Below are 19,517 nucleotides of genomic sequence, written 5' to 3' on the forward strand. Positions count from 1 at the left end.
ATGTGTCGTGTCGCCGACCTGCGCCGGGCCGTCCTGGCGAAGAACGACGCGAGCGCCCGCGAACTGCGCTCGTGCCTCGCCGCCCGGGGCACGGCGGTCGTCAACCTGCTGTCCAGCCCGGGCAGCGGCAAGACCGCGCTGCTGGAACAGGAACTGCTGCGGGCACGTGAGCGGTCGGTCCCCGTCGCGGCACTGAGCGCCGATCTCGCCACCGAGAACGACGCGGTCCGTCTGGCGCGTTCGGGCGTCCCGGTCAAGCAGGTGCTCACCGACGGACTGTGCCACCTGGAGGCGGACATGCTCGCCGGGCATCTGGACGGATGGCTGCCCGACGGCACACGGCTGCTGTTCGTGGAGAACGTCGGCAACCTGGTCTGCCCCGCCGGCTACGACCTGGGGGAGACCCTGAGGGTCGCCCTCGCCTCCGTGACGGAGGGCGAGGACAAGCCCCTGAAGTACCCCACCGCCTTCGGCCTCGCGCACCTGGTCGTGGTCACCAAGATCGACCTCGCGGACGCGGTCGAGTTCGACGAGGTCGCCTTCCGCGCGCACGTGGAGCAGGTCAACCCGGGAGTCGAGATCCTCATGACCTCGGCACGCCGGGGGCGGGGGGTCGGCGCTCTGCTCGACCGGGCGCTGGCGGCGGCGGACGGCGCCCCCGTCCACACGCCGGTCATGGCCGGACAGCCCCACCACCACGGGCACGTCCACACCCACGAGCACGCCCACGACGACGCTCACGCCCACGCGCGTCCGGAGGCCGACGGTGCCCTGGCCCGCACCCACCCGTGAGCGCTCCGCAGGCCCCGTCCGTCGTCGCCGGGTCCGCCCCCCTGCGCCGCCGGGTCGTCGTGCGGGGCGTGGTCCAGGGCGTGGGCTTCCGCCCCTATCTGTACGGGCTCGCCACCGAACTCGCCCTGGCCGGACACGTGACCAACACCGAGGAGGGCGTGGTCGCGGAGGTCGAGGGCGCCGCCTCGGCCGTGGCCCGGTTCTGCGACCGGATCGCCGCGCAGGCGCCGCCGCTGGCCCGTGTCGAGTCCGTCGAGCACCGCGAGATGCCCGCCCTCGGCGACGACACAGCGTTCACCATCCTCGCCTCCCGCGGCGGCGGCCCGGCCCGCACCCTGGTCTCCCCGGACTCCGCCACCTGCGCGGACTGCCTCACCGAACTGGCCGACCCGGCGGACCGGCGCCACCGCCACCCGTTCGTCAACTGCACCCACTGCGGCCCGCGCTTCACGATCGTCACCGGTGTGCCCTACGACCGGGCCGCCACCACCATGGCCGGTTTCCCGATGTGCGCCGACTGCGCCCGCGAGTACGCGGACCCGGCCGACCGGCGCTTCCACGCCCAGCCCGTGGCCTGCCCGGCCTGCGGTCCGCGACTGCGACTGATCGCCGGACCCCGGCCGGGGCTCGACGAGTCCGACGGCACGGACCCGGTCGGGGACGCGCGCGCCCTGCTCGCGCGGGGCGCGATCCTCGCCGTGAAGGGCCTGGGCGGCTACCACCTGGCATGCGACGCCACGAACCCGGCCGCCGTCGCCCTGCTGCGGCGCAGGAAGGCGCGCGGCGACAAGCCGTTCGCCGTCATGGCACGGACGACGGACGACGTCCGGCACCTCGTCCGGCTGAGTGCCGAGGAGCGCGGGCTGCTCGAAGACGCGGCGAGGCCGGTCGTTCTGGTCAGGCGTCTCCCGGACACTCCCGGGGAGCCCCGGCCGGCCGAGGCCGTCGCGCCCGGCAGCCCCGACCTCGGCCTGATGCTGCCGTACACACCCCTGCATCATCTGCTGCTCGGCCTGCCCGGTGACCCGGACGGACCCCGCCTCCTGGTCATGACCAGCGGCAACGTCTCCGGCGAGCCGATCGTCACCGACGACACCGAGGCGCTGGAACGGCTCGCTCACCTGGCCGACGCCTGGCTCACCCACGACCGGCCGATCCACGTCCCGTGCGACGACTCCGTGGTCCGGGTCTGCGACGGGCAGCCCCTGGTGATCCGCCGCTCGCGCGGCTACGCCCCGCTCCCGATCCCCCTGCCGCTGCCCGTGCGGCCCGCCCTCGCGGTCGGCGGAGACCTGAAGAACACGTTCTGCCTGGGCTCGGGCCGTCGCGCCTGGCTGTCCGCGCACATCGGCGACATGGACGACGTCTCCACACAGCGGGCCTTCGAGCGCGCGGCGGCACAGCTGGAGTCCATCACCGGGGTCCGGCCCGAGATGCTGGTGTCCGACCGGCATCCCGGCTACCGCTCCGCGCACTGGGCCGAGCGGAACGCGGCACACCGGCCCGTCGCCCGCGTCCAGCATCATCACGCGCACATCGCCGCCGCGATGGCCGAACACGGGCTGGACGGCACCCGGCCGGTGATCGGCGTCGCGTTCGACGGCACGGGACACGGCGACGACGGAGCCGTCTGGGGCGGGGAGTTCCTGCTCGCCGACTACGACCGCTACACCCGGTTCGGGCACCTCGCCCACGTGCCGCTGCCCGGCGGCGACACCGCGGTGCGCCGGCCGTACCGAATGGCGCTGGCCCATCTGCGGGCGGCCGGACTCGCCTGGTCCGCCGACCTTCCCTGCGTGATCGCCTGCCCTCCCGACGAACTCGGGCTCCTGGACACGCAGGTGGAGCGGAACCTGAACTGTGTTCCCACCTCCAGCATGGGCCGGCTGTTCGACGCGGTGTCCTCGCTCGCCGGCGTGTGCCACCGCTCCGGATACGAGGCGCAGGCCGCCGTCGAACTGGAGGGCGCGGCCCTGCACGCACCGGCCGGGGACACCGAGGCGTACGTCTTCGCCGTCCACGCGGTCCGGGATGGCGGGGCCGAGGCCGTACGGGCCGATCCGGCGCCCGTGCTCGCGGCGGTCGTCGACGACCTGCGTGCGGGCATCGAACCGACCCTGATCGCGGCCCGTTTCCACCGGGGTGTGGCCGCCCTGGTGCGCGCGATGTGCGGGCGGGCGCGCGAGCGGCACGGCCTGGACACGGTCGCCCTGACGGGAGGCGTGTTCGCCAACACGCTGCTCTCCTCGGCCTGTGCCGCCGGCCTGCGCGAGGACGGCTTCACGGTCCTGCGGCACCACCTGGTGCCACCCAACGACGGCGGCCTGGCGCTGGGGCAGTTGATGGTGGCCGCCCGCACCACGGCCGTCGCCCCCGCGTCCGCCGACTGACCGACGCGCGACCCACAGCGAGGAGAGGCTCATGTGCCTGGCGGTACCCGGCAGAGTGCTGGACATCGAGGAACGGGAGGGCACCCGGATGGCCACCGTCGACTTCGGCGGGGTGGTCAAGGAGGTGTGCCTGGAGTATCTGCCCGACCTCCAGGTCGGCGAGTACGCCATCGTCCACGTCGGGTTCGCCCTGCAGCGGCTGGACGAGGAGTCGGCCCGCCAGACGCTCGAACTCTTCGCCGAACTCGGCATGCTGCAGGAGGAGTTCGGCGACCCCTGGGAGATGGCGGCGGCGGAGGCGGGCATGGACCCGGTGGAAGAGGTGCGCAACCCGTGAAGTACATCGACGAGTTCCAGGACCCGGAGCTGGCACGGCGGCTCCTCGACGACATCCACGCGACGGTGACCAGGCCCTGGGCGCTGATGGAGGTGTGCGGAGGACAGACGCACAGCATCATCCGGCACGGCATCGACCAACTCCTGCCGGAAAAGGTCGAGTTGATCCACGGACCGGGCTGCCCCGTGTGTGTGACCCCGCTGGAGGTCATCGACAAGGCGCTGGAGATCGCCTCCCGGCCGGAGGTGATCTTCTGCTCCTTCGGGGACATGCTGCGCGTGCCCGGCACCGGCCGTGACCTGTTCCAGGTCCGCGGCGAGGGCGGTGACGTACGGGTCGTCTACTCGCCGCTCGACGCGCTGCGGATCGCACGGCAGAACCCTGACCGCGAGGTGGTGTTCTTCGGCATCGGCTTCGAGACGACGGCACCCCCCAACGCGATGACGGTCCATCAGGCCCGCAAACAGGGGATCAAGAACTTCAGCATGCTGGTGTCGCACGTCCGCGTGCCCCCGGCGATCGAGGCGATCATGTCCTCGCCGAGCTGCCGGGTGCAGGGCTTCCTCGCCGCCGGGCACGTCTGCAGCGTGATGGGCGTGGGGGAGTACCCCGAGCTGGCGGAGCGCTTCCGCGTACCGATCGTGGTGACGGGATTCGAGCCGCTGGACATCCTCGAAGGCGTACGCCGGGCCGTCCACCGGCTGGAGCGCGGCGAGCACGGGGTCGACAACGCCTACGCCCGTGCCGTGCGGCCGGAGGGCAACGCGGCCGCCCGGGCCATGCTGGAGGACGTCTTCGAGGTCACCGACCGGGCCTGGCGCGGGATCGGTGTGATCCCGGACAGCGGCTGGCGGCTGGCGCCGAAGTACCGGGACCACGACGCCGAACACCGCTTCTCCGTCGGGGACATCCGCACGGCCGAACCCGAGGCGTGCCGCAGCGGAGAAGTCCTCCAGGGGCTCCTCAAGCCGCACGAGTGCGAGGCCTTCGGCACCCTGTGCACCCCGCGCACCCCCCTGGGAGCCACCATGGTCTCCAGCGAGGGCGCCTGCGCCGCGTACTACCTCTACCGGCGCCTGGACATGCCCGCCGCGACCGAGGCCCGGGAGGCGAGCCCCGTTGTCTGACATCACCGATCTCCCCGCCCCCGCCGTGCTCGACATCGATGCGTGGACCTGCCCCGCACCCGTACGGGACCGCCCCCGGGTCGTCATGGGCCACGGCGGCGGCGGAGTCCTCTCCGCCGAACTGGTCCAGCAGATCTTCACGCCCGCCTACGGGGGCGAGGCGCTGGCCCAGCTGGGCGACGCGGCCGTCGTCTCCCTGGGCGGCGCACGGCTGGCGTTCTCCACCGACTCCTACGTCGTGCGCCCGCTGTTCTTCCCCGGCGGCAGCATCGGCGACCTGGCGGTCAACGGAACCGTCAACGACCTGGCCATGAGCGGCGCCCGTGCCGCCTACCTCTCCTGCGGATTCATCCTGGAGGAGGGCGTCGAGCTGGAGACGGTCACCCGCGTCTCCCGGGCGCTGGGCGCGGCCGCGCGCACCGCCGGTGTGGAGGTGGCCACCGGTGACACCAAGGTGGTGGAGGCCGGCCACGGCGACGGGATCTTCATCAACACGGCGGGCATCGGCCTCGTACCGGCGGGCGTCGATCTGCGGCCGCAGCGGGTCGTCCCCGGCGACGTGGTGATCGTCAGCGGTGCCATCGGCGTCCACGGGGTCGCGATCATGAGTGTGCGCGAGGGCCTGGAGTTCGGCGTGGAGATCACGAGCGACTGCGCGGCTCTCGGCGGTCTCGTCGAGGCCATGCTCGCCGTCACCCCCGACCTGCACGTCCTGCGCGATCCCACCCGAGGGGGCCTGGCGGCCGCCCTCAACGAGATCGCGGCGGCCTCCGGCACCGGGGTCGTCGTCCGGGAACGCGCGGTGCCGGTTCCGGAGCCCGTGGCCAACGCCTGCGCCATTCTCGGGCTGGACCCGATGTACATCGCCAACGAGGGCAAGCTCGTGGCGTTCGTCCCGCGCGAGCACGCCGACGCCGTCCTGGAGGCGATGCGAGCCCACCCCCTCGGCGCCGAATCCGTGATCATCGGGGAGGCCGTCGAGGCGCATCCCGGCATGGTCGTCGCCCGTACCGGACTGGGCGGGACACGGGTGGTCGATCAGCCGATCGGCGAGCAGCTGCCGCGGATCTGCTGACCCCGCCGACGGCCCCGCCCGCCGAGCGGGGCCGGCGGTCGGACACCGGCGGGCGCCGCCTACCGGTGACCGCCCCGGTCCTGGGGGTCCACGCCGGTCGAGGAGGAGGCGTCCCTGCTGCCGCTGGGGCGCTGGGAGCGGCCCCGGCGGCCGGTGTCGCGACGGCCCTTCTCGTCCGCGTCGCCGTACTCCTCGCCGCGTGTTCCATGGCTCTTCGCCGTGTCGCCCGGGACGGGCTTCGTCTCCTGCGCCGACTTCGTGCGGCCCCGGCCCCTCTCCTCGGCGTGCTGGGCCGTGCGGAACGAGCGGGGGGCGCTCGGGTTGTCCTGCTGACGCGTCTCGTCCACATCGGGCGACCAGCCGTGCTGCCCGGTGCCCTCGTGACGGCTCGGGCCCTCCCGTGCGAGGGCTCGGACGATCGTGTGTGCTTCGACATGGGCCGACCTGCCTGTTCCTGGTCGAGGGGACGCCGGTCGTGGCGTCGTCGCGCTGGACGGAGTACCCCTTCTCGCAGGATTAACGTCATATCGCCACATATCGGGACGCGAGAGGATGCGACATGCCGAGCCAGGCCGGGCGTCGGGCTTCAGCCGTGCCGGTGGGCGTTGAGCCGGGCCGCCTGGCGGGTCAGGTGGTCGCGCTCGGCGAGGTTGGGCGCCGTGCGCGCCGCCTCGGCGTACAGGCGTGCCGCCGTCGCCGGATCGCCGTCGCGCTCATGGAGATACGCCGCCACCGCCGTGTGCCGAGGGGTCGAGTCCGGTACGAGCGCGAGCGCCGCCAGCCCGGCGCGGGGGCCGTCGGCCTCGCCCACGGCCACCGCGCGGTTGAGCCGCACGACCGGACTGTCGGTCAGCCGCGCGAGTTCGTCGTACCACTCGACGATCTGCACCCAGTCGGTCTCCTCGGCCGTGGGAGCGTCCGCGTGCAGCGCGGCGATGGCGGCCTGGGCCTGGAACTCGCCCAGCCGGTCACGGGCGAGCGCCTGCTGCAGGATGCCGATGCCCTCGGCGATGGACGCGGTGTCCCACCGGCCCCGGTCCTGCTCGGCGAGCGGCACCAGGCTGCCGTCGGGCGCGGTACGGGCTGCCCGCCGGGCATGGTGCAGCAGCATGAGGGCGAGCAGTCCCGCCACCTCGGGATGGTCGATCGCGGCCGCCAGCTGCCGGGTGAGCCGGACGGCCTCGGCGGCGAGGTCGACGTCCCCCGAGTACCCCTCGTTGAAGACCAGGTACAGGACGCGCAGCACGGTGGCGACGTCGCCCGGCCGGTCGAGGCGCACGCCGGAGACCGTGCGCTTGGCCCGGCTGATGCGCTGCGCCATGGTCGCCTCGGGCACCAGATACGCCCGCGCGATCTGGCGGGTGGTCAGCCCGCCGACGGCGCGCAGCGTGAGCGCGACCGCCGACGACGGGGTGAGCGAGGGATGGGCGCACAGGAAGTAGAGCCGGAGCGTGTCGTCCGTGCCGGGCGCGGGCCCGGGCGACGGCTCCTCCTCGACGAGGTCCTCGCGCCGGCGCCGGGCGGCGTCCGCGCGGGTCGCGTCGAGGAACCGGCGCCAGGCCACGGTGACCAGCCAGCCCTTCGCGTCCCGCGGCGGGTCGCCCGGCCAGACGCGGAGCGCCTCCAGCAGCGCGTCCTGCACCGCGTCCTCGGCCGCCGCGAAGTCGGCTCCGCGGCGGACGAGGACGGCGAGCACACCGGGGGTGAGGCCGCGCAGCAGGGCCTCGTCCATCGACGGGGTCACTCCGTGATGGTGGGCGGCGCGGACAGGAAGGGGCGCAGCTCCAGCCACTCGTGGATCGGCTTCCCGCCGGCCCCGGGGGCGGCCGACAGCTCCCCGGCCAGCTCGACGGCGCGTTCGTGGCTGTCGACGTCGATCACCATCCAGCCGGCGATGAGGTCCTTGGTCTCGGCGAACGGGCCGTCGGTGACCGGCGGACGGCCCTCGCCGTCGTACCGGACCCAGGTCCCCTCGGGGGCGAGCGCCTGGCCGTCCACGAACTCGCCGGTCTTCTCCAGCCGGGCCGCGAAGTCGTTCATGTACTGGATGTGTGCCGAGATCTCCTCCGGTGTCCACTGGTCCATCCGCACGTCGTTCACCGCGGCCGGTGCGCCGCGGTAGTGCTTGAGCAGCAGGTACTTGGCCATCGTGGTTCTCCTCGGTACTGGTGCGGCCATTGTGGCCGCGTTCGCACCGGGGACGGAGCCGGATGCGGGTTCTCGACATCACCGGCCATTTTTTTCCGGAATCTTCTGATGGGGGCTGTGAGGGGCTCAGCGGGCACCCGCACGGGCTCCGCCGGGCTTCATCGGGGACTTCGTCCGGGGCTCCGCCTGGGGCTTCGCTCGGGGCTTCGTCGAACCCCGACGAGTGCCCCACCCGCGGGTATGCATGCCACCTCGGGCGGTATCTTTTCGGGGTGGTCCGGATCCCCGAATCAGGCTTTGGTTGTCGGACGACAACTGAGTTAACCTTCACCGAATTTTCTCATCGGGCGGATTCGTGAACTGCGGAAACGTGGGTGATGAGCGGGCCTGCCAGGGCCCGGCGCGGGTTCCGAGTCCTCGGCGCGAGGGCTCTTGGGGAGCGGAACGAGGGTGCGCATGAGCAGCAAGACGATCGAGGCCGCCGACCGGGCGCCCGGCGAGCAGGAGCTTCGTCAGCTCCTGGCCGGGCTGACCGCCGTCCGGGACGGCGACTTCGGTACCCGGCTGCCGTCCGACGGCGAGGGCCTGCTCGGCGACATCGCCACGGTCTTCAACGGCATGGTGGACCAGTTGTCCGTGTTCACGTCGGAAGTGACGCGCGTGGCGCGGGAGGTCGGCACCGAGGGCACGCTCGGCGGCCAGGCCGAGGTGCCGGGCGTCTCCGGCACCTGGGCCGACCTGACCGACTCGGTCAACGCCATGGCGGGCAATCTGACCACCCAGGTGCGTGACATCGCGCAGGTGGCGACCGCCGTCGCCAAGGGTGATCTGTCGCAGAAGATCGACGTGCCCGCGCGCGGCGAGATCCTGCAGCTCAAGGAGACCGTCAACACGATGGTCGACCAGCTGTCCGCGTTCGCCGACGAGGTCACGCGCGTCGCCCGTGAGGTCGGCAGCGAGGGACGGCTCGGGGGTCAGGCGCAGGTGCCGGGCGTCGGCGGCGTCTGGCGCGACCTGACCGATTCGGTCAACTTCATGGCGGGCAACCTCACTTCCCAGGTCCGCAACGTCGCGCAGGTGACCACGGCGGTGGCGCAGGGCGATCTGTCGCAGAAGATCACCGTGGACGCGCGGGGCGAGATCCTGGAGTTGAAGAACACCATCAACACGATGGTGGATCAGCTGTCCGGTTTCGCCGACGAGGTCACGCGCGTCGCCCGTGAGGTCGGCACCGAGGGACGGCTCGGCGGTCAGGCGGACGTCCAGGGCGTCAAGGGCACCTGGCGCGACCTCACGGACTCCGTGAACTTCATGGCGGGCAACCTCACCGCGCAGGTCCGCAACGTCGCCCAGGTGGCCACGGCGGTGGCGCAGGGCGATCTGTCGCAGAAGATCACCGTGGACGCGCGGGGTGAGATCCTGGAGTTGAAGAACACCATCAACACGATGGTGGATCAGCTGTCCGGTTTCGCCGACGAGGTCACGCGCGTCGCCCGCGAGGTCGGCACCGAGGGCAACCTCGGCGGACAGGCCATCGTCCGGGGCGCCTCGGGGACCTGGAAGGACCTGACGGACAACGTCAATGTGATGGCGTCGAACCTGACCGGACAGGTCCGCTCGATCGCCCAGGTCGCCACCGCCGTCGCCCGCGGCGACCTCTCCCAGAAGATCACCGTCGAGGCAAAGGGCGAGGTCGCGGCCCTCGCGGACGTCATCAACACCATGGTCGACACGCTGTCCGCGTTCGCCGACGAGGTCACCCGCGTCGCCCGTGAGGTCGGCACCGAGGGGCGCCTCGGCGGCCAGGCCCACGTACCCAACGTCGCGGGCACGTGGAAGGACCTCACCGACAACGTCAACTCCATGGCCAACAACCTCACCGGCCAGGTCCGCAACATCGCCCTGGTGACGACGGCCGTGGCCGGCGGCGACCTCTCGAAGAAGATCGACGTCGACGCCCGTGGCGAGATCCTGGAGCTGAAGACCACCATCAACACGATGGTCGACCAGCTGTCGTCGTTCGCCGCCGAGGTCACCCGTGTCGCCCGCGAGGTCGGCAGTGAGGGGCGGCTCGGCGGACAGGCCGAGGTCGAGGGCGTCGAGGGCACCTGGAAGCGCCTCACCGAGAACGTCAACGAACTCGCCGGGAACCTCACCCGTCAGGTCCGCGCGATCGCCGAGGTGACCAGCGCCGTCGCCGAGGGCGATCTGACCCGCTCCATCACCGTGGAGGCGTCGGGCGAGGTCGCCGACCTCAAGGACAACATCAACTCCATGGTGGAGTCACTGCGGGAGACCACCCGGGCCAACCAGGAACAGGACTGGCTGAAGACCAACCTCGCCCGGATCTCCGGCCTGATGCAGGGCCACCGCGAGCTGCCCGTCGTCGCCGAACTCATCATGGACGAGCTCGCGCCGCTCGCCTCCGCCCAGTACGGCGCCTTCTACCTCGCCGAGGACACCGAGCGCGGTCACGAACTGCGGCTGGTGGGCTCCTACGGCTACCCCGACGACACCGACCGGCCCGAGCGCATCCCCGTCGGACGTTCCCTGGTGGGGCAGGCCGCCCGCAACCGCCGCCCCATCAGCGTCGAGGAACTGCCCCCGAACTACGTGACCATCTCCTCCGGTCTCGGCGAGGCCGTCCCCAGCGCCCTGGTGGTGCTGCCCATCGTGGTCGAGGACCAGGTCCTCGGTGTCATCGAACTGGGCTCCGTCACCCCCTTCACCCAGATCCACCAGGACTTCCTCTCCCAGCTGATGCCCACCATCGGTGTCAACCTCAACACCATCGTGGCCAACGCCCGCACCGACGAACTGCTGGGGGAGTCCCAGCGGCTGACCGCCGAACTCCAGGCCCGCTCCGAGGAGTTGCAGGTCCAGCAGGACGAACTGCAGCGCTCCAACGCCGAACTGGAGGAGAAGGCATCCCTCCTGGCCTCGCAGAACAGCGACATCGAGGCCAAGAACCTGGAGATCGAACAGGCCCGGCAGGAACTGGAGACCCGCGCACAGCAGCTGGCGCTGGCGTCCAAGTACAAGTCCGAGTTCCTGGCGAACATGAGCCACGAACTGCGCACACCGCTCAACAGCCTGCTGATCCTCGCCCAGTTGCTGGCCCAGAACCCCTCCCGCAACCTGACGCCCAAACAGGTCGAGTACGCGGGCATCATCCACTCGGCGGGCTCGGACCTGCTGCAACTGATCAACGACATCCTCGACCTGTCCAAGGTCGAGGCGGGCAAGATGGACGTCACCCCCGAACGGGTGCCGCTGCGCAAGCTGCTGGAGTACGTCGAGGCGACGTTCCGCCCGATGACGACGCAGAAGAGCCTGGACTTCACGGTGGCCACCGCGCCGGGCACCCCCGCGGACCTCCTCACCGACGATTCCCGGCTGCGGCAGATCCTGCGCAACCTGCTGTCGAACGCCGTGAAGTTCACCGAGCACGGCGGTGTCGTCCTGAGTATCGAGCCCGCCGCCGACCGCGAGGTGCCCACCGGCGTCCTGCGCGGCGGTGCCGTCGTGGCCTTCCGGGTGAAGGACACCGGCATCGGCATCCCCCAGCAGCAACTGGAGACGATCTTCGGAGCCTTCCAGCAGGCGGACGGCACCACCAGCCGCAAGTACGGCGGCACCGGCCTCGGCCTGTCCATCACCCGGGAGATCGCCCATCTGCTCGGCGGCGCCGTCACCGTCGACAGCACGCCCGGCCAGGGCAGCACCTTCACCCTCTACCTGCCCGTGGCCCGCGCGGACTTCGCGGAAGTGCTCGACGGCGGCGGCGCCTTGACGGACACCCCGCACACCGACGGCCGGGAACTGCCGCCGGCGGACCGCCCGGAGACGGCTTCCCCCGCGGCGCACGAGCAGCGCCGCCGCCGTCTGCTGGTCGTGGAGGACCGCCCGCGCGGGCTGCTGACCCTCGTCGCCGAACGCGCGGTCGCGGACCTCGCACCCGGTGACGATCCGCCCGGGGCGATCGACATCATCACCGCGATCGGCGCCCAGGAGGCGGCGAGCATGCTGGCCGCCGAACCCTGCCACTGCGTGGTCCTCGAACTGGGCATGCCCGACGGCGAGGGCGCCCGCCTGCTGGAGGCCATGGAGGGCGACTCGGCGCTCGCCAGCGTGCCCGTCCTCGTGCACACCGGTCACCGCGTGGACCTGGCCCAGGAGCAGACCCTGCGGACCCGCGCCGAGGGCCGCCCGCTGGACTTCCTCTCCAGCCTGGACGAACTGCGCGAGCGGATCACGCTGCACCTGTCCGCCGAGGAGCCGGGCGACGTACTCTCCCTGGTCCGCGCCGACGAATCCCAGCGCCCCGCCGCCCAGGTCGTCGACGGCGCCTTCCTCGGCCGGACGGTGCTCGTGGTCGACGACGACGCGCGCAACCTCTTCGCCCTGAGCGGGATGCTGGAGCTCCACGGCTTCCAGGTCCTGCACGCCGACAACGGCCGCAGGGGGATCGAGATGCTGCTCGCCCACCCGGACATCTCGCTGGTCCTGATGGACGTGATGATGCCCGAGATGGACGGGTACTCGGCCACCTCGGAAATCCGCTCCATGCCCCAGTACGCCGAACTGCCCATCATCGCCGTCACCGCCAAGGCCATGCCCGGCGACCAGGAGAAGAGTCTCGCCTCGGGCGCGAACGACTACGTCACCAAGCCGGTCGACACCAACGACCTCATCGGCCGCGTCCGACGCTGGCTGTCCGTATGACGAGGACACCCGCCGCCCCGCGCACCAGCCGACCCCGTGGTGTCCACGGACACCCGAGCCGAGGAACAGGTCGAACGTGAGCACTCCCCATCAGCCGGCCGAGCCGCAGGACACCGGCACGCCGGACGGACCGGCCGCTGCCGACCCGGCGGCGGACGTCGGCCTGCTGTCCGACGACCCCTTCGACATGCTGTCCGTCGCCCGCGACGACCTCCCGGCCAGGGCGCCCCGGAAGGAAGGCGCGACGGAAGAAGAGGGGAGTGAGGCGGACGGCACAGGGCCCTCCTCCCCGGTGGGCCGGCTCGCGGCGACCGTGGATCGGTTGCGCCGCGAGGTGCAGGAGGCCCAGGCGGAGGCCGACGGACGGGCCCTGATCGAACTGGCCAAGGGCATCCTCGTCGAGCGGCTGGGCTGCGGGCCCTCGCAGGCGGCACGCCAGCTCACCGAGCTGACCGAACAGGCGGGCGTGACCCCCCTCGAATTCGCCGTGGACGTCATCAACCAGGCCGCGCGCGACCGGCTCTCCGAGGTCACCACCACCTTCCTCGCGATCACGGAGGGCCGCGAGGACGCCCCCGACACGTCGGTGGCCGACTCCCCGGCCGTACGGCTGCGGACCGCCGAGAGCGGCGCGCTGGCCGCCCACGACGCCCAGGCCGTGGCCGACTCCCTGCTGGAACACGCGCTGACCCCGCTCGGCGCCGAAGCGGTGGCCATCTGGGCGCTGGGCGCCGACGGCTCCCTCACCCTGGCGGGCAGTGCCGGCTTCCCGGCGGCGGAGGCGGCCCGCTGGCGGTACGTCCCGCCGGGGGTCGCCACGGTCGCCCGCCACGGCCTCGGCGAGCGACGGGGCCACTGGATCGGCTGTCTCTCGGAGACCGGCCTGCCCTCCATCGGCAGGCACCACCACCCCGACGGCGGCCGGGCCGCCGTACCCGCGGGCGTCGGCGGCCGCATCCACGGCGTGCTGGAGATCGTCTGGCCCACACCGCAGCCTGCCCAGTCCCCGCAGATCGTCCGCCAGATCGAGGCGCTGGCCGAGCTGTGCGCGCACGCCCTGGAGACCTTCGTCCCGTCGCCCGCCGACGGTGGCGCCCGGACCGAGACCCAGCCGGACGTCGCCGAACTGATCCATCTGGCCGACGGTCTGCACGACCCCGCGCTGGTGCTCGTCCCGTACCTGGACGCCACCGGGGAACTCGTCGACTTCCGTATCCAGCACGTCAACAGCCGCTTCCTCGACCCGGCCGGCCGGCCGCGCGGGGTCGTCAACGGGGCCCTGCTGCTGGAGACCTATCCGATGGCCGCCGGCGAGAGCGAGCTGTTCGGGCAGGTCGAGCGGGTCTACGCCACCGGCGAACCGTTCCGGGCCCGCCGTATGCGCCTGACGTCCCTGGTGGACGAGGTCCCGCTGGCCGCGGTCGCCGACATCAACATCAGCCGCCACGGCGGCAGCGTGCTGCTCATCTGGCGCGTGGAGGACGAGACCGCCCGGCTGGCGAGCCTGCTGCAGCACGCCCAGCGCCTCGGCCGCATCGGCGGCTTCGAGGAGAACCTCCTCACCGGCGAGATCACCTGGAACGGCCAGCTCTACAGCCTCTACGGCAAGCCGTCCATCAGCGGCCCGGTCCCTCTGGAGGACCTGCCCGCCCACGCCCACCCCGACGACGCCGTCGCCATCGGCAGGTTCCTGCGCACCCTGCTCCACCACCGCCGACCCGCCTCCGCGGCCTTCCGGCTCCAGCGGCCCGACGGCGTCACCCGGCACATCCGCGTCGTGGCCGAACCGGTCCTCGACTCCGACGGCCGCCTGTTTGTGGTCCGCGGCGCCTACCAGGACATCTCCGCCCACCACTGGACGGAGGTCGCCCTCGCCGCCACCCGCGACCAGCTCGCCCACTCCGAGCAGCAGGCGAGCGAACGCGACCGCCTCACCCTCCAGCTCCAGCACGCGATCATGCCGCCGGCGCAGGCACCGCTGGAGGCGCCCGGGCTGCGCGTGGCCGTGCGCTACCGGCCCGCCGAGACCCAGAACCTGGTGGGCGGCGACTGGTACGACGCGGTGGTGCTGCCGTCCGGACTGGTCCTGCTGTGCGTGGGAGACGTAGCCGGACACGGCATAGAGGCCGCCACCAGCATGGTCGTCCTGCGCAACGCCCTGCGCGGACTCGCCGTGACCGGCGCGGGACCGGGCCAGCTGCTGTCCTGGCTCAACATGGTCGCCCACCATCTCACCGGTGCCGTCACCGCCACGGCCGTCTGCGGCCTGTACGACCCCGACCACCACACCCTGCGCTGGGCCAGGGCGGGCCATCTGCCGCCCGTCCTGGTACGCGAGGGCGAAGCGACACCGCTGCCCCTGGTCAAGGGCCTGCTGCTCGGCGCGCTGCCGGAGGCCGTCTACGAGGAGCACGAGGCCCAACTGGCCGTCGACGACACCCTGCTGATGTACACGGACGGTCTGATCGAGCGCCGGGACCGGTCCGTCGAGGAGTCTCTGGCCCAGCTGCTCACGGCCGCGCGCACGGTCCCGCCGACGCTCGACCAGCAGCTGGACCGCCTGCTCACCCACAGCAGGTCCGACACGGACGACGACACCTGCATCGTGGGCGTCCAGGTGGCCTGACCGGGCCCTCTGCCGACCGTCGCCCGTGCCCGGGCGCACGCGCCCGGGCGACGGCCCGGATCCGGACGTTCACGACCTCTCCGCTCGACGGGACGTCTGTGAACGCGAGAGACGGGCACACGGACTGTACGACGACGGTTTCGAGGACGGTTCGAGGACAGAACGGGGAAGCCGGTGACGATCAAGGCGAAGGGCTGGGCACATTCGTTTCCCGTCTCCGGGGGAGTGCGGGCCGGCCGGCGATGGACACGGAGGAAGCTGGAATCCCTGCCGTGGACCGCCGACGAGCCGCAGACGGTGGACGCCATCGTCCTGGCGGTGTCCGAACTGCTCACCAACGCCCATGTGCACGCCCACAGCGACGCACATCTCATCCTCACCTGGGACGGTGAGTGCCTCCAGGTGAGCGTCCACGACGAGGACCCCACTCTCCCGCGCCAGCGCCATCCGGAGGCCGGTGAGGTCTCCGGCCGTGGCGTGGGCATCGTACGGATGCTCGCCGACGAGCTGGAGATGAAGTGCCAGCGGCACGGCAAGACCGTCTCGGCATGCTTCCGTCCGGCCGCCGGCGGACGGTAGCGGCCGGACGGATGACGAGGGCGGAACGGGGCTGGGCGACCGGTTCAGTTCGTGGTCAGCATGCCCCGGCGCAGGCGGGCGAGGGTGCGTGAGAGCAGGCGGGACACATGCATCTGCGAGCAGCCGAGGTGTTCGGCGATCTGGGCCTGCGTGAGTTCCTCGACGAACCGCATGTGGATGATCCGCCGGTCCCGGTCGCCCAGTTCGGAGAGGAGCGGAGCCAGGGCGTGGAAGTCCTCGACCAGCTCCATGCCGGCGTCCTCGCTGCCGATGAAGTCCGCGAGCGCCGCCTCCCCGGTCTCGTCTCCGCCGATGGCGGCGTCGAGGGAGGAGGAGTTGTAGCCGTTGGCGGCCAGGCGCGCTTCGATGACCTCGTCCTCGGAGAGATTCATCAGCTCGGCCAGCTCCTTGACCGTCGGGCTGCGGCCCAGGCGGCTGCTGAGCTCGTCGGTGGCCCGCGCGAGTTCGACGCGGGCCTCCTTCAGCCGCCGGGGCACGTGCACGGCCCAGGAGGTGTCGCGGAAGAACCGCCTGATCTCCCCGACGATGTAGGGGACGGCGAAGGTGGTGAACTCCACCTCGCGCGACAGTTCGAACCGGTCGATGGCCTTGATCAGACCGATCATGCCGACCTGGACGATGTCCTCCATCTCGTCCGCGCCCCGGCTGCGGAACCGGCCGGCCGCGTAGCGGACGAGGGAGATGTTCATCTCGATCAAGGTGTTGCGCGCGTACTGGTACTCGCGGGTTCCCTCTTCGAGGACGGTCAGCTGCTCGAAGAAGAGTTTGGACAACGAGCGCGCGTCCTTGGGCGCCACCTTCAGCGGATCGGAGACTTCCGGCAGCCGAGCGGTGGTGCGACCGACACTCGTCCCCACAGTCGTTGTCGCCGTCATCCTTGCTTTCCTCTCTCACTGGTCAGCCGGCCTCCGTCCGTGGACTCGGCCGCCGGCGAGGCGCCTACCCCGTCCGCCCGCGGTCATGCCTGGGTATTTCACGCGCGATTCCGGGCATCCGACAGGCAAGGGCACGAGTTATACGATGACGTGTCCGTGGCCCGCGGGGGCAGCCTGAGGCAGGGGGAGAGAACGTGGACGTCTCTCATGGCGCGGACAGGACGATGCCCGGGCCGTCGCGCGGCGGCGCGGTGCTGGAGATCCGCTCTCTGCCCGGTCGTCCTGGTATTCGTGCTGCTGGAGAAGTCAACGTGATCACCCGAGCGTCCTGGGAACAAGGACTGGAGGACCTGGCGAGCGTCCACACCGACGTCTCGTTCGTGGAACTGTCCGACCTGATGTCCATCGACGTGGGCGGCGCGGCGGCGCTGGCGGTCACCGCGCAGCGCCTGGACAGCGGCCGCATCGTGGTGGACCGTCCGCCGCCGGAGCTGGAGCGCATCCTGCACATCTTCTGGCCCGGCCATACGAGGATCGAGGTGGCGGCACGATGAGTACGGCCACCCCTGGCGAACGCTTCGTGCACCCCGCGTTGTTCTACCGGGGCCCGGAGCAGTACGTGGCGGGCACGGTGCCGTTCCTGGCGGAGGGGCTGGCCGCCGGAGAAGCCGTCGCGGTGGCCGTTCCCGGCCCTCAGCTCGAACGGGTCAGGGCCGGTCTGGGAGCGGGCGCCGCCGAGGTCGAGTTCCTCGACATGACCCGGGTGGGCCGCAACCCGGGACGGATCATCCCCGGTGTCCTGCGCGCCTTCGCCGACGCCCACCCGACGCGCCGGGTACGGATCGTCGGAGAGCCGATCTGGGCCGGTCGCTCGGCGGACGAGTACCCGGCGTGCGTCCAGCACGAGGCACTCATCAACGCGGCCTTCCAGGGCCGTGAGGTGACGATCCTCTGCCCGTACGACGCGGACGCCCTGAAGCCGGAGGTGCTCGCCGACGCCCACGCCACCCATCCCGTCGTCATCGACACCGGAGTCGAACGGGCCAGCGACGCCTACGATCCCGACCGCGTCGTCGCCCGCTACAACCAGCCGCTCGCCCATCCGCCCGGCGCCGCGTCCCTGTCGTTCGACGCCGACGCGCTCCCCGAGGCCCGCTCCTTCGCGGTCCGCGAGGCCGGCCGACTGGGCCTCGCCGAGGACCGGCGGCAGGATCTGATGCTGGCGGTGGCGGAACTGACCACCAACAGCGTGGTGCACGGCGGTGGCACGGGCACCCTGCGGATCTGGGCGGACGGTCACCGGATCGTCTGCGAGGTCCACGACCGGGGCCGGCTGACCGATCCGCTGGCCGGCCGCCGGCCTCCGGCCCGTGACCAGGTGGGCGGGCGAGGACTGATGCTGGTCCACTACGTCACCGACCTCGTCCGCCTCCACACCGCGCCGGACGGCACGACCGTCCGCTTCCACCTCGACGGCTGACGACCCCCGCCCCGTCCGCCTCGCTCGCGCCGGACGGGATAGGGTGCGCCGATGTCACCGATCAGACAGTTCCAGGTCACCTTCGACTGCGCGGAGCCCGAGCGTCTGGCTCGCTTCTGGTGCGAGGTGCTCGGGTACGAAGTACCGCCGCCGCCGCAGGGGTTCGGCACCTGGGACGACTTCCACCGCTCGCAGTCCCCGGAGGACCGGGGCTCCTGGTTCGCCTGCGGCGATCCCTCGGGTGTCGGCCCGCGCCTGTATTTCCAGCGTGTTCCCGAGGGCAAGACGGCCAAGAACCGGGTCCATCTCGATGTGCGGGTCGGTACCGGGCTCGTGGGTGAGGAGCGCCTGGCCACGCTGGAGGCCGAATGCACGCGCCTGCTCGCGCTGGGCGCGGTCCGTGTGGAGCTCCTGTACGACGGCACCGACGCGTGCATCGTGATGCAGGACATCGAGGGCAACGAGTTCTGTCTCGACTGAGTCCGTCCCGCCTACCCGGTCACCTCTTCCACGAGGGGAGCCTCCCAGGGGCGGGGGCCGGTGCCGTCCGTCCATGCCCGCAGGGCTTCCCCGTCCACGCAGACGATCCCGCACTGATCGGCGTACTCCAGTGCGGGCGCGGTGAAGTCGCTGGTGGTGACCAGTACGGCCACGTCGGCCTCGTGGACGGTGAAGCAGGTTCCGCCGAAGCGCTGGAGATCCTGGGAGCCGACCCGGTGTGACGCGCCGTACTGCTTGCACTGGATGACGACCCTGCTGCCGTCGGGCGCGGTGGCGACGACATCGGCGCCGAGGTCTCCGGCCCCTCCCACCACCTCGACGGCGGTGCAGCCGTGGTGTGCGCAGAGGGCGGCGATCGCCTCTTCGAACTCCTCGGGTGTCAGGGCGTCGTAGTCGGCAACGGCGGCATCGACGACATCGACGGCGTCGTCGGCCGCCGGACGTGGACGGGGGACCGCCGGAGCGTCGGGCGCGGCTTCGGCCCGGGCTTCGACCTCGGCCTCCAGGCAGGCGGCGGCCTCCCTCGCCGCCCGGTCGAGTGCCGCCGCCGCTCGGCGCGCCGCGCTCGCCACATGCCACCGCCGCCGCAGACGCAGGGAAGCCGCGACACCCGCGACCGCCACGACGACCAGGACGAACACCCAGGCGGGGCGCCGCTCCAGAGCGCCGGCCACCGTGTGGACCGCGAAGCCCGCCATGCCGACGACCACGGCGAGAAAGACGAAGAACAGAGCGGTGGAGCGAAGGTCGAACCCTCGTCGGCGGTTCGCAGACGGTGTGCGTCGCGTGGATGTGGTCACGGCATGCCCCCTCGTAGGACCGGTGGGAAGATCAACTCACC

At 71.9% G+C, this 19,517-nt stretch carries 16 protein-coding genes; 11 read left to right on the top strand and 5 right to left on the bottom strand.

Annotated features, from left to right (window positions below; genetic code table 11):
- Genes hypB through hypE form a run of 5 tightly spaced genes read left to right on the top strand, consistent with a single transcriptional unit; the run spans position 1 to position 5,721 of the window.
- Positions 1–792, top strand: coding sequence for a hydrogenase nickel incorporation protein HypB (gene hypB / locus SCAB_RS41605; protein ID WP_013006076.1), 792 nt, complete (start codon positions 1–3; stop codon positions 790–792).
- A complete protein-coding gene (gene hypF / locus SCAB_RS41610) occupies positions 789–3,182 on the top strand; it encodes a carbamoyltransferase HypF (protein WP_013006077.1) in 2,394 nt (797 codons plus the stop codon). Before hypB ends, hypF begins: the two co-directional genes overlap by 4 nt.
- A gap of 31 nt (positions 3,183–3,213) precedes the next feature.
- Positions 3,214–3,519, top strand: coding sequence for a HypC/HybG/HupF family hydrogenase formation chaperone (locus SCAB_RS41615; protein WP_078580274.1), 306 nt, complete (start codon positions 3,214–3,216; stop codon positions 3,517–3,519).
- Positions 3,516–4,646, top strand: a complete 1,131-nt coding sequence (gene hypD, locus SCAB_RS41620) for a hydrogenase formation protein HypD (RefSeq protein WP_013006079.1) — start codon at positions 3,516–3,518, stop codon at positions 4,644–4,646. Before SCAB_RS41615 ends, hypD begins: the two co-directional genes overlap by 4 nt.
- Positions 4,639–5,721, top strand: coding sequence for a hydrogenase expression/formation protein HypE (gene hypE / locus SCAB_RS41625; protein ID WP_013006080.1), 1,083 nt, complete (start codon positions 4,639–4,641; stop codon positions 5,719–5,721). Before hypD ends, hypE begins: the two co-directional genes overlap by 8 nt.
- Positions 5,722–5,780: 59 nt before the next feature.
- Here hypE and SCAB_RS41630 read toward each other — a convergent pair whose 3' ends face one another.
- From SCAB_RS41630 to SCAB_RS41640, 3 genes are all read right to left on the bottom strand, one after another.
- On the bottom strand, positions 5,781–6,068 hold the full coding sequence (locus SCAB_RS41630; RefSeq protein WP_013006081.1) for a hypothetical protein: 288 nt from the start codon (positions 6,066–6,068) through the stop codon (positions 5,781–5,783).
- Between the two features lie 239 nt (positions 6,069–6,307).
- Positions 6,308–7,453 carry an RNA polymerase sigma factor gene (locus SCAB_RS41635; RefSeq protein ID WP_037728846.1) on the bottom strand — a complete coding sequence of 382 codons (1,146 nt, stop codon included), beginning with the start codon at positions 7,451–7,453 and terminating at the stop codon, positions 6,308–6,310.
- An 8-nt stretch (positions 7,454–7,461) separates the two neighbouring features.
- Positions 7,462–7,869, bottom strand: coding sequence for a YciI family protein (locus tag SCAB_RS41640; RefSeq protein WP_013006083.1), 408 nt, complete (start codon positions 7,867–7,869; stop codon positions 7,462–7,464).
- 456 nt (positions 7,870–8,325) lie between these two features.
- Here SCAB_RS41640 and SCAB_RS41645 point away from each other — a divergent pair, with 456 nt between their 5' ends.
- From SCAB_RS41645 to SCAB_RS41655, 3 genes are all read left to right on the top strand, one after another.
- Positions 8,326–12,594, top strand: coding sequence for a HAMP domain-containing protein (locus SCAB_RS41645; protein WP_037728847.1), 4,269 nt, complete (start codon positions 8,326–8,328; stop codon positions 12,592–12,594).
- Between the two features lie 76 nt (positions 12,595–12,670).
- Positions 12,671–15,220, top strand: a complete 2,550-nt coding sequence (locus SCAB_RS41650; RefSeq protein WP_013006085.1) for a SpoIIE family protein phosphatase — start codon at positions 12,671–12,673, stop codon at positions 15,218–15,220.
- A gap of 174 nt (positions 15,221–15,394) precedes the next feature.
- Positions 15,395–15,799, top strand: a complete 405-nt coding sequence (locus SCAB_RS41655; protein ID WP_013006086.1) for an ATP-binding protein — start codon at positions 15,395–15,397, stop codon at positions 15,797–15,799.
- A gap of 44 nt (positions 15,800–15,843) precedes the next feature.
- Here SCAB_RS41655 and SCAB_RS41660 read toward each other — a convergent pair whose 3' ends face one another.
- Complete coding sequence (locus tag SCAB_RS41660; protein WP_013006087.1) at positions 15,844–16,695, bottom strand: RNA polymerase sigma factor SigF; 852 nt, start codon at positions 16,693–16,695, stop codon at positions 15,844–15,846.
- A gap of 311 nt (positions 16,696–17,006) precedes the next feature.
- Here SCAB_RS41660 and SCAB_RS41665 point away from each other — a divergent pair, with 311 nt between their 5' ends.
- Genes SCAB_RS41665 through SCAB_RS41675 form a run of 3 tightly spaced genes read left to right on the top strand, consistent with a single transcriptional unit; the run spans position 17,007 to position 18,655 of the window.
- Positions 17,007–17,249, top strand: coding sequence for a hypothetical protein (locus SCAB_RS41665; protein WP_308054677.1), 243 nt, complete (start codon positions 17,007–17,009; stop codon positions 17,247–17,249).
- Positions 17,246–18,175: a sensor histidine kinase gene (locus SCAB_RS41670; RefSeq protein ID WP_013006089.1), complete on the top strand. Its 930-nt coding sequence runs from the start codon at positions 17,246–17,248 to the stop codon at positions 18,173–18,175. The genes SCAB_RS41665 and SCAB_RS41670 overlap by 4 nt, the downstream gene beginning before the upstream one ends.
- Before the next feature lie 51 nt (positions 18,176–18,226).
- Positions 18,227–18,655, top strand: a complete 429-nt coding sequence (locus SCAB_RS41675; protein WP_013006090.1) for a VOC family protein — start codon at positions 18,227–18,229, stop codon at positions 18,653–18,655.
- Positions 18,656–18,666: 11 nt separating this feature from the next.
- Here SCAB_RS41675 and SCAB_RS41680 read toward each other — a convergent pair whose 3' ends face one another.
- Entirely contained in the window at positions 18,667–19,476 is an 810-nt protein-coding gene (locus SCAB_RS41680) for a restriction endonuclease (protein WP_013006091.1), read from the bottom strand.
- Between the last annotated feature and the right edge of the window lie 41 nt (positions 19,477–19,517).

The organism is Streptomyces scabiei 87.22, from assembly GCF_000091305.1.
Classification (GTDB): Bacteria; Actinomycetota; Actinomycetes; order Streptomycetales; family Streptomycetaceae; genus Streptomyces; species Streptomyces scabiei.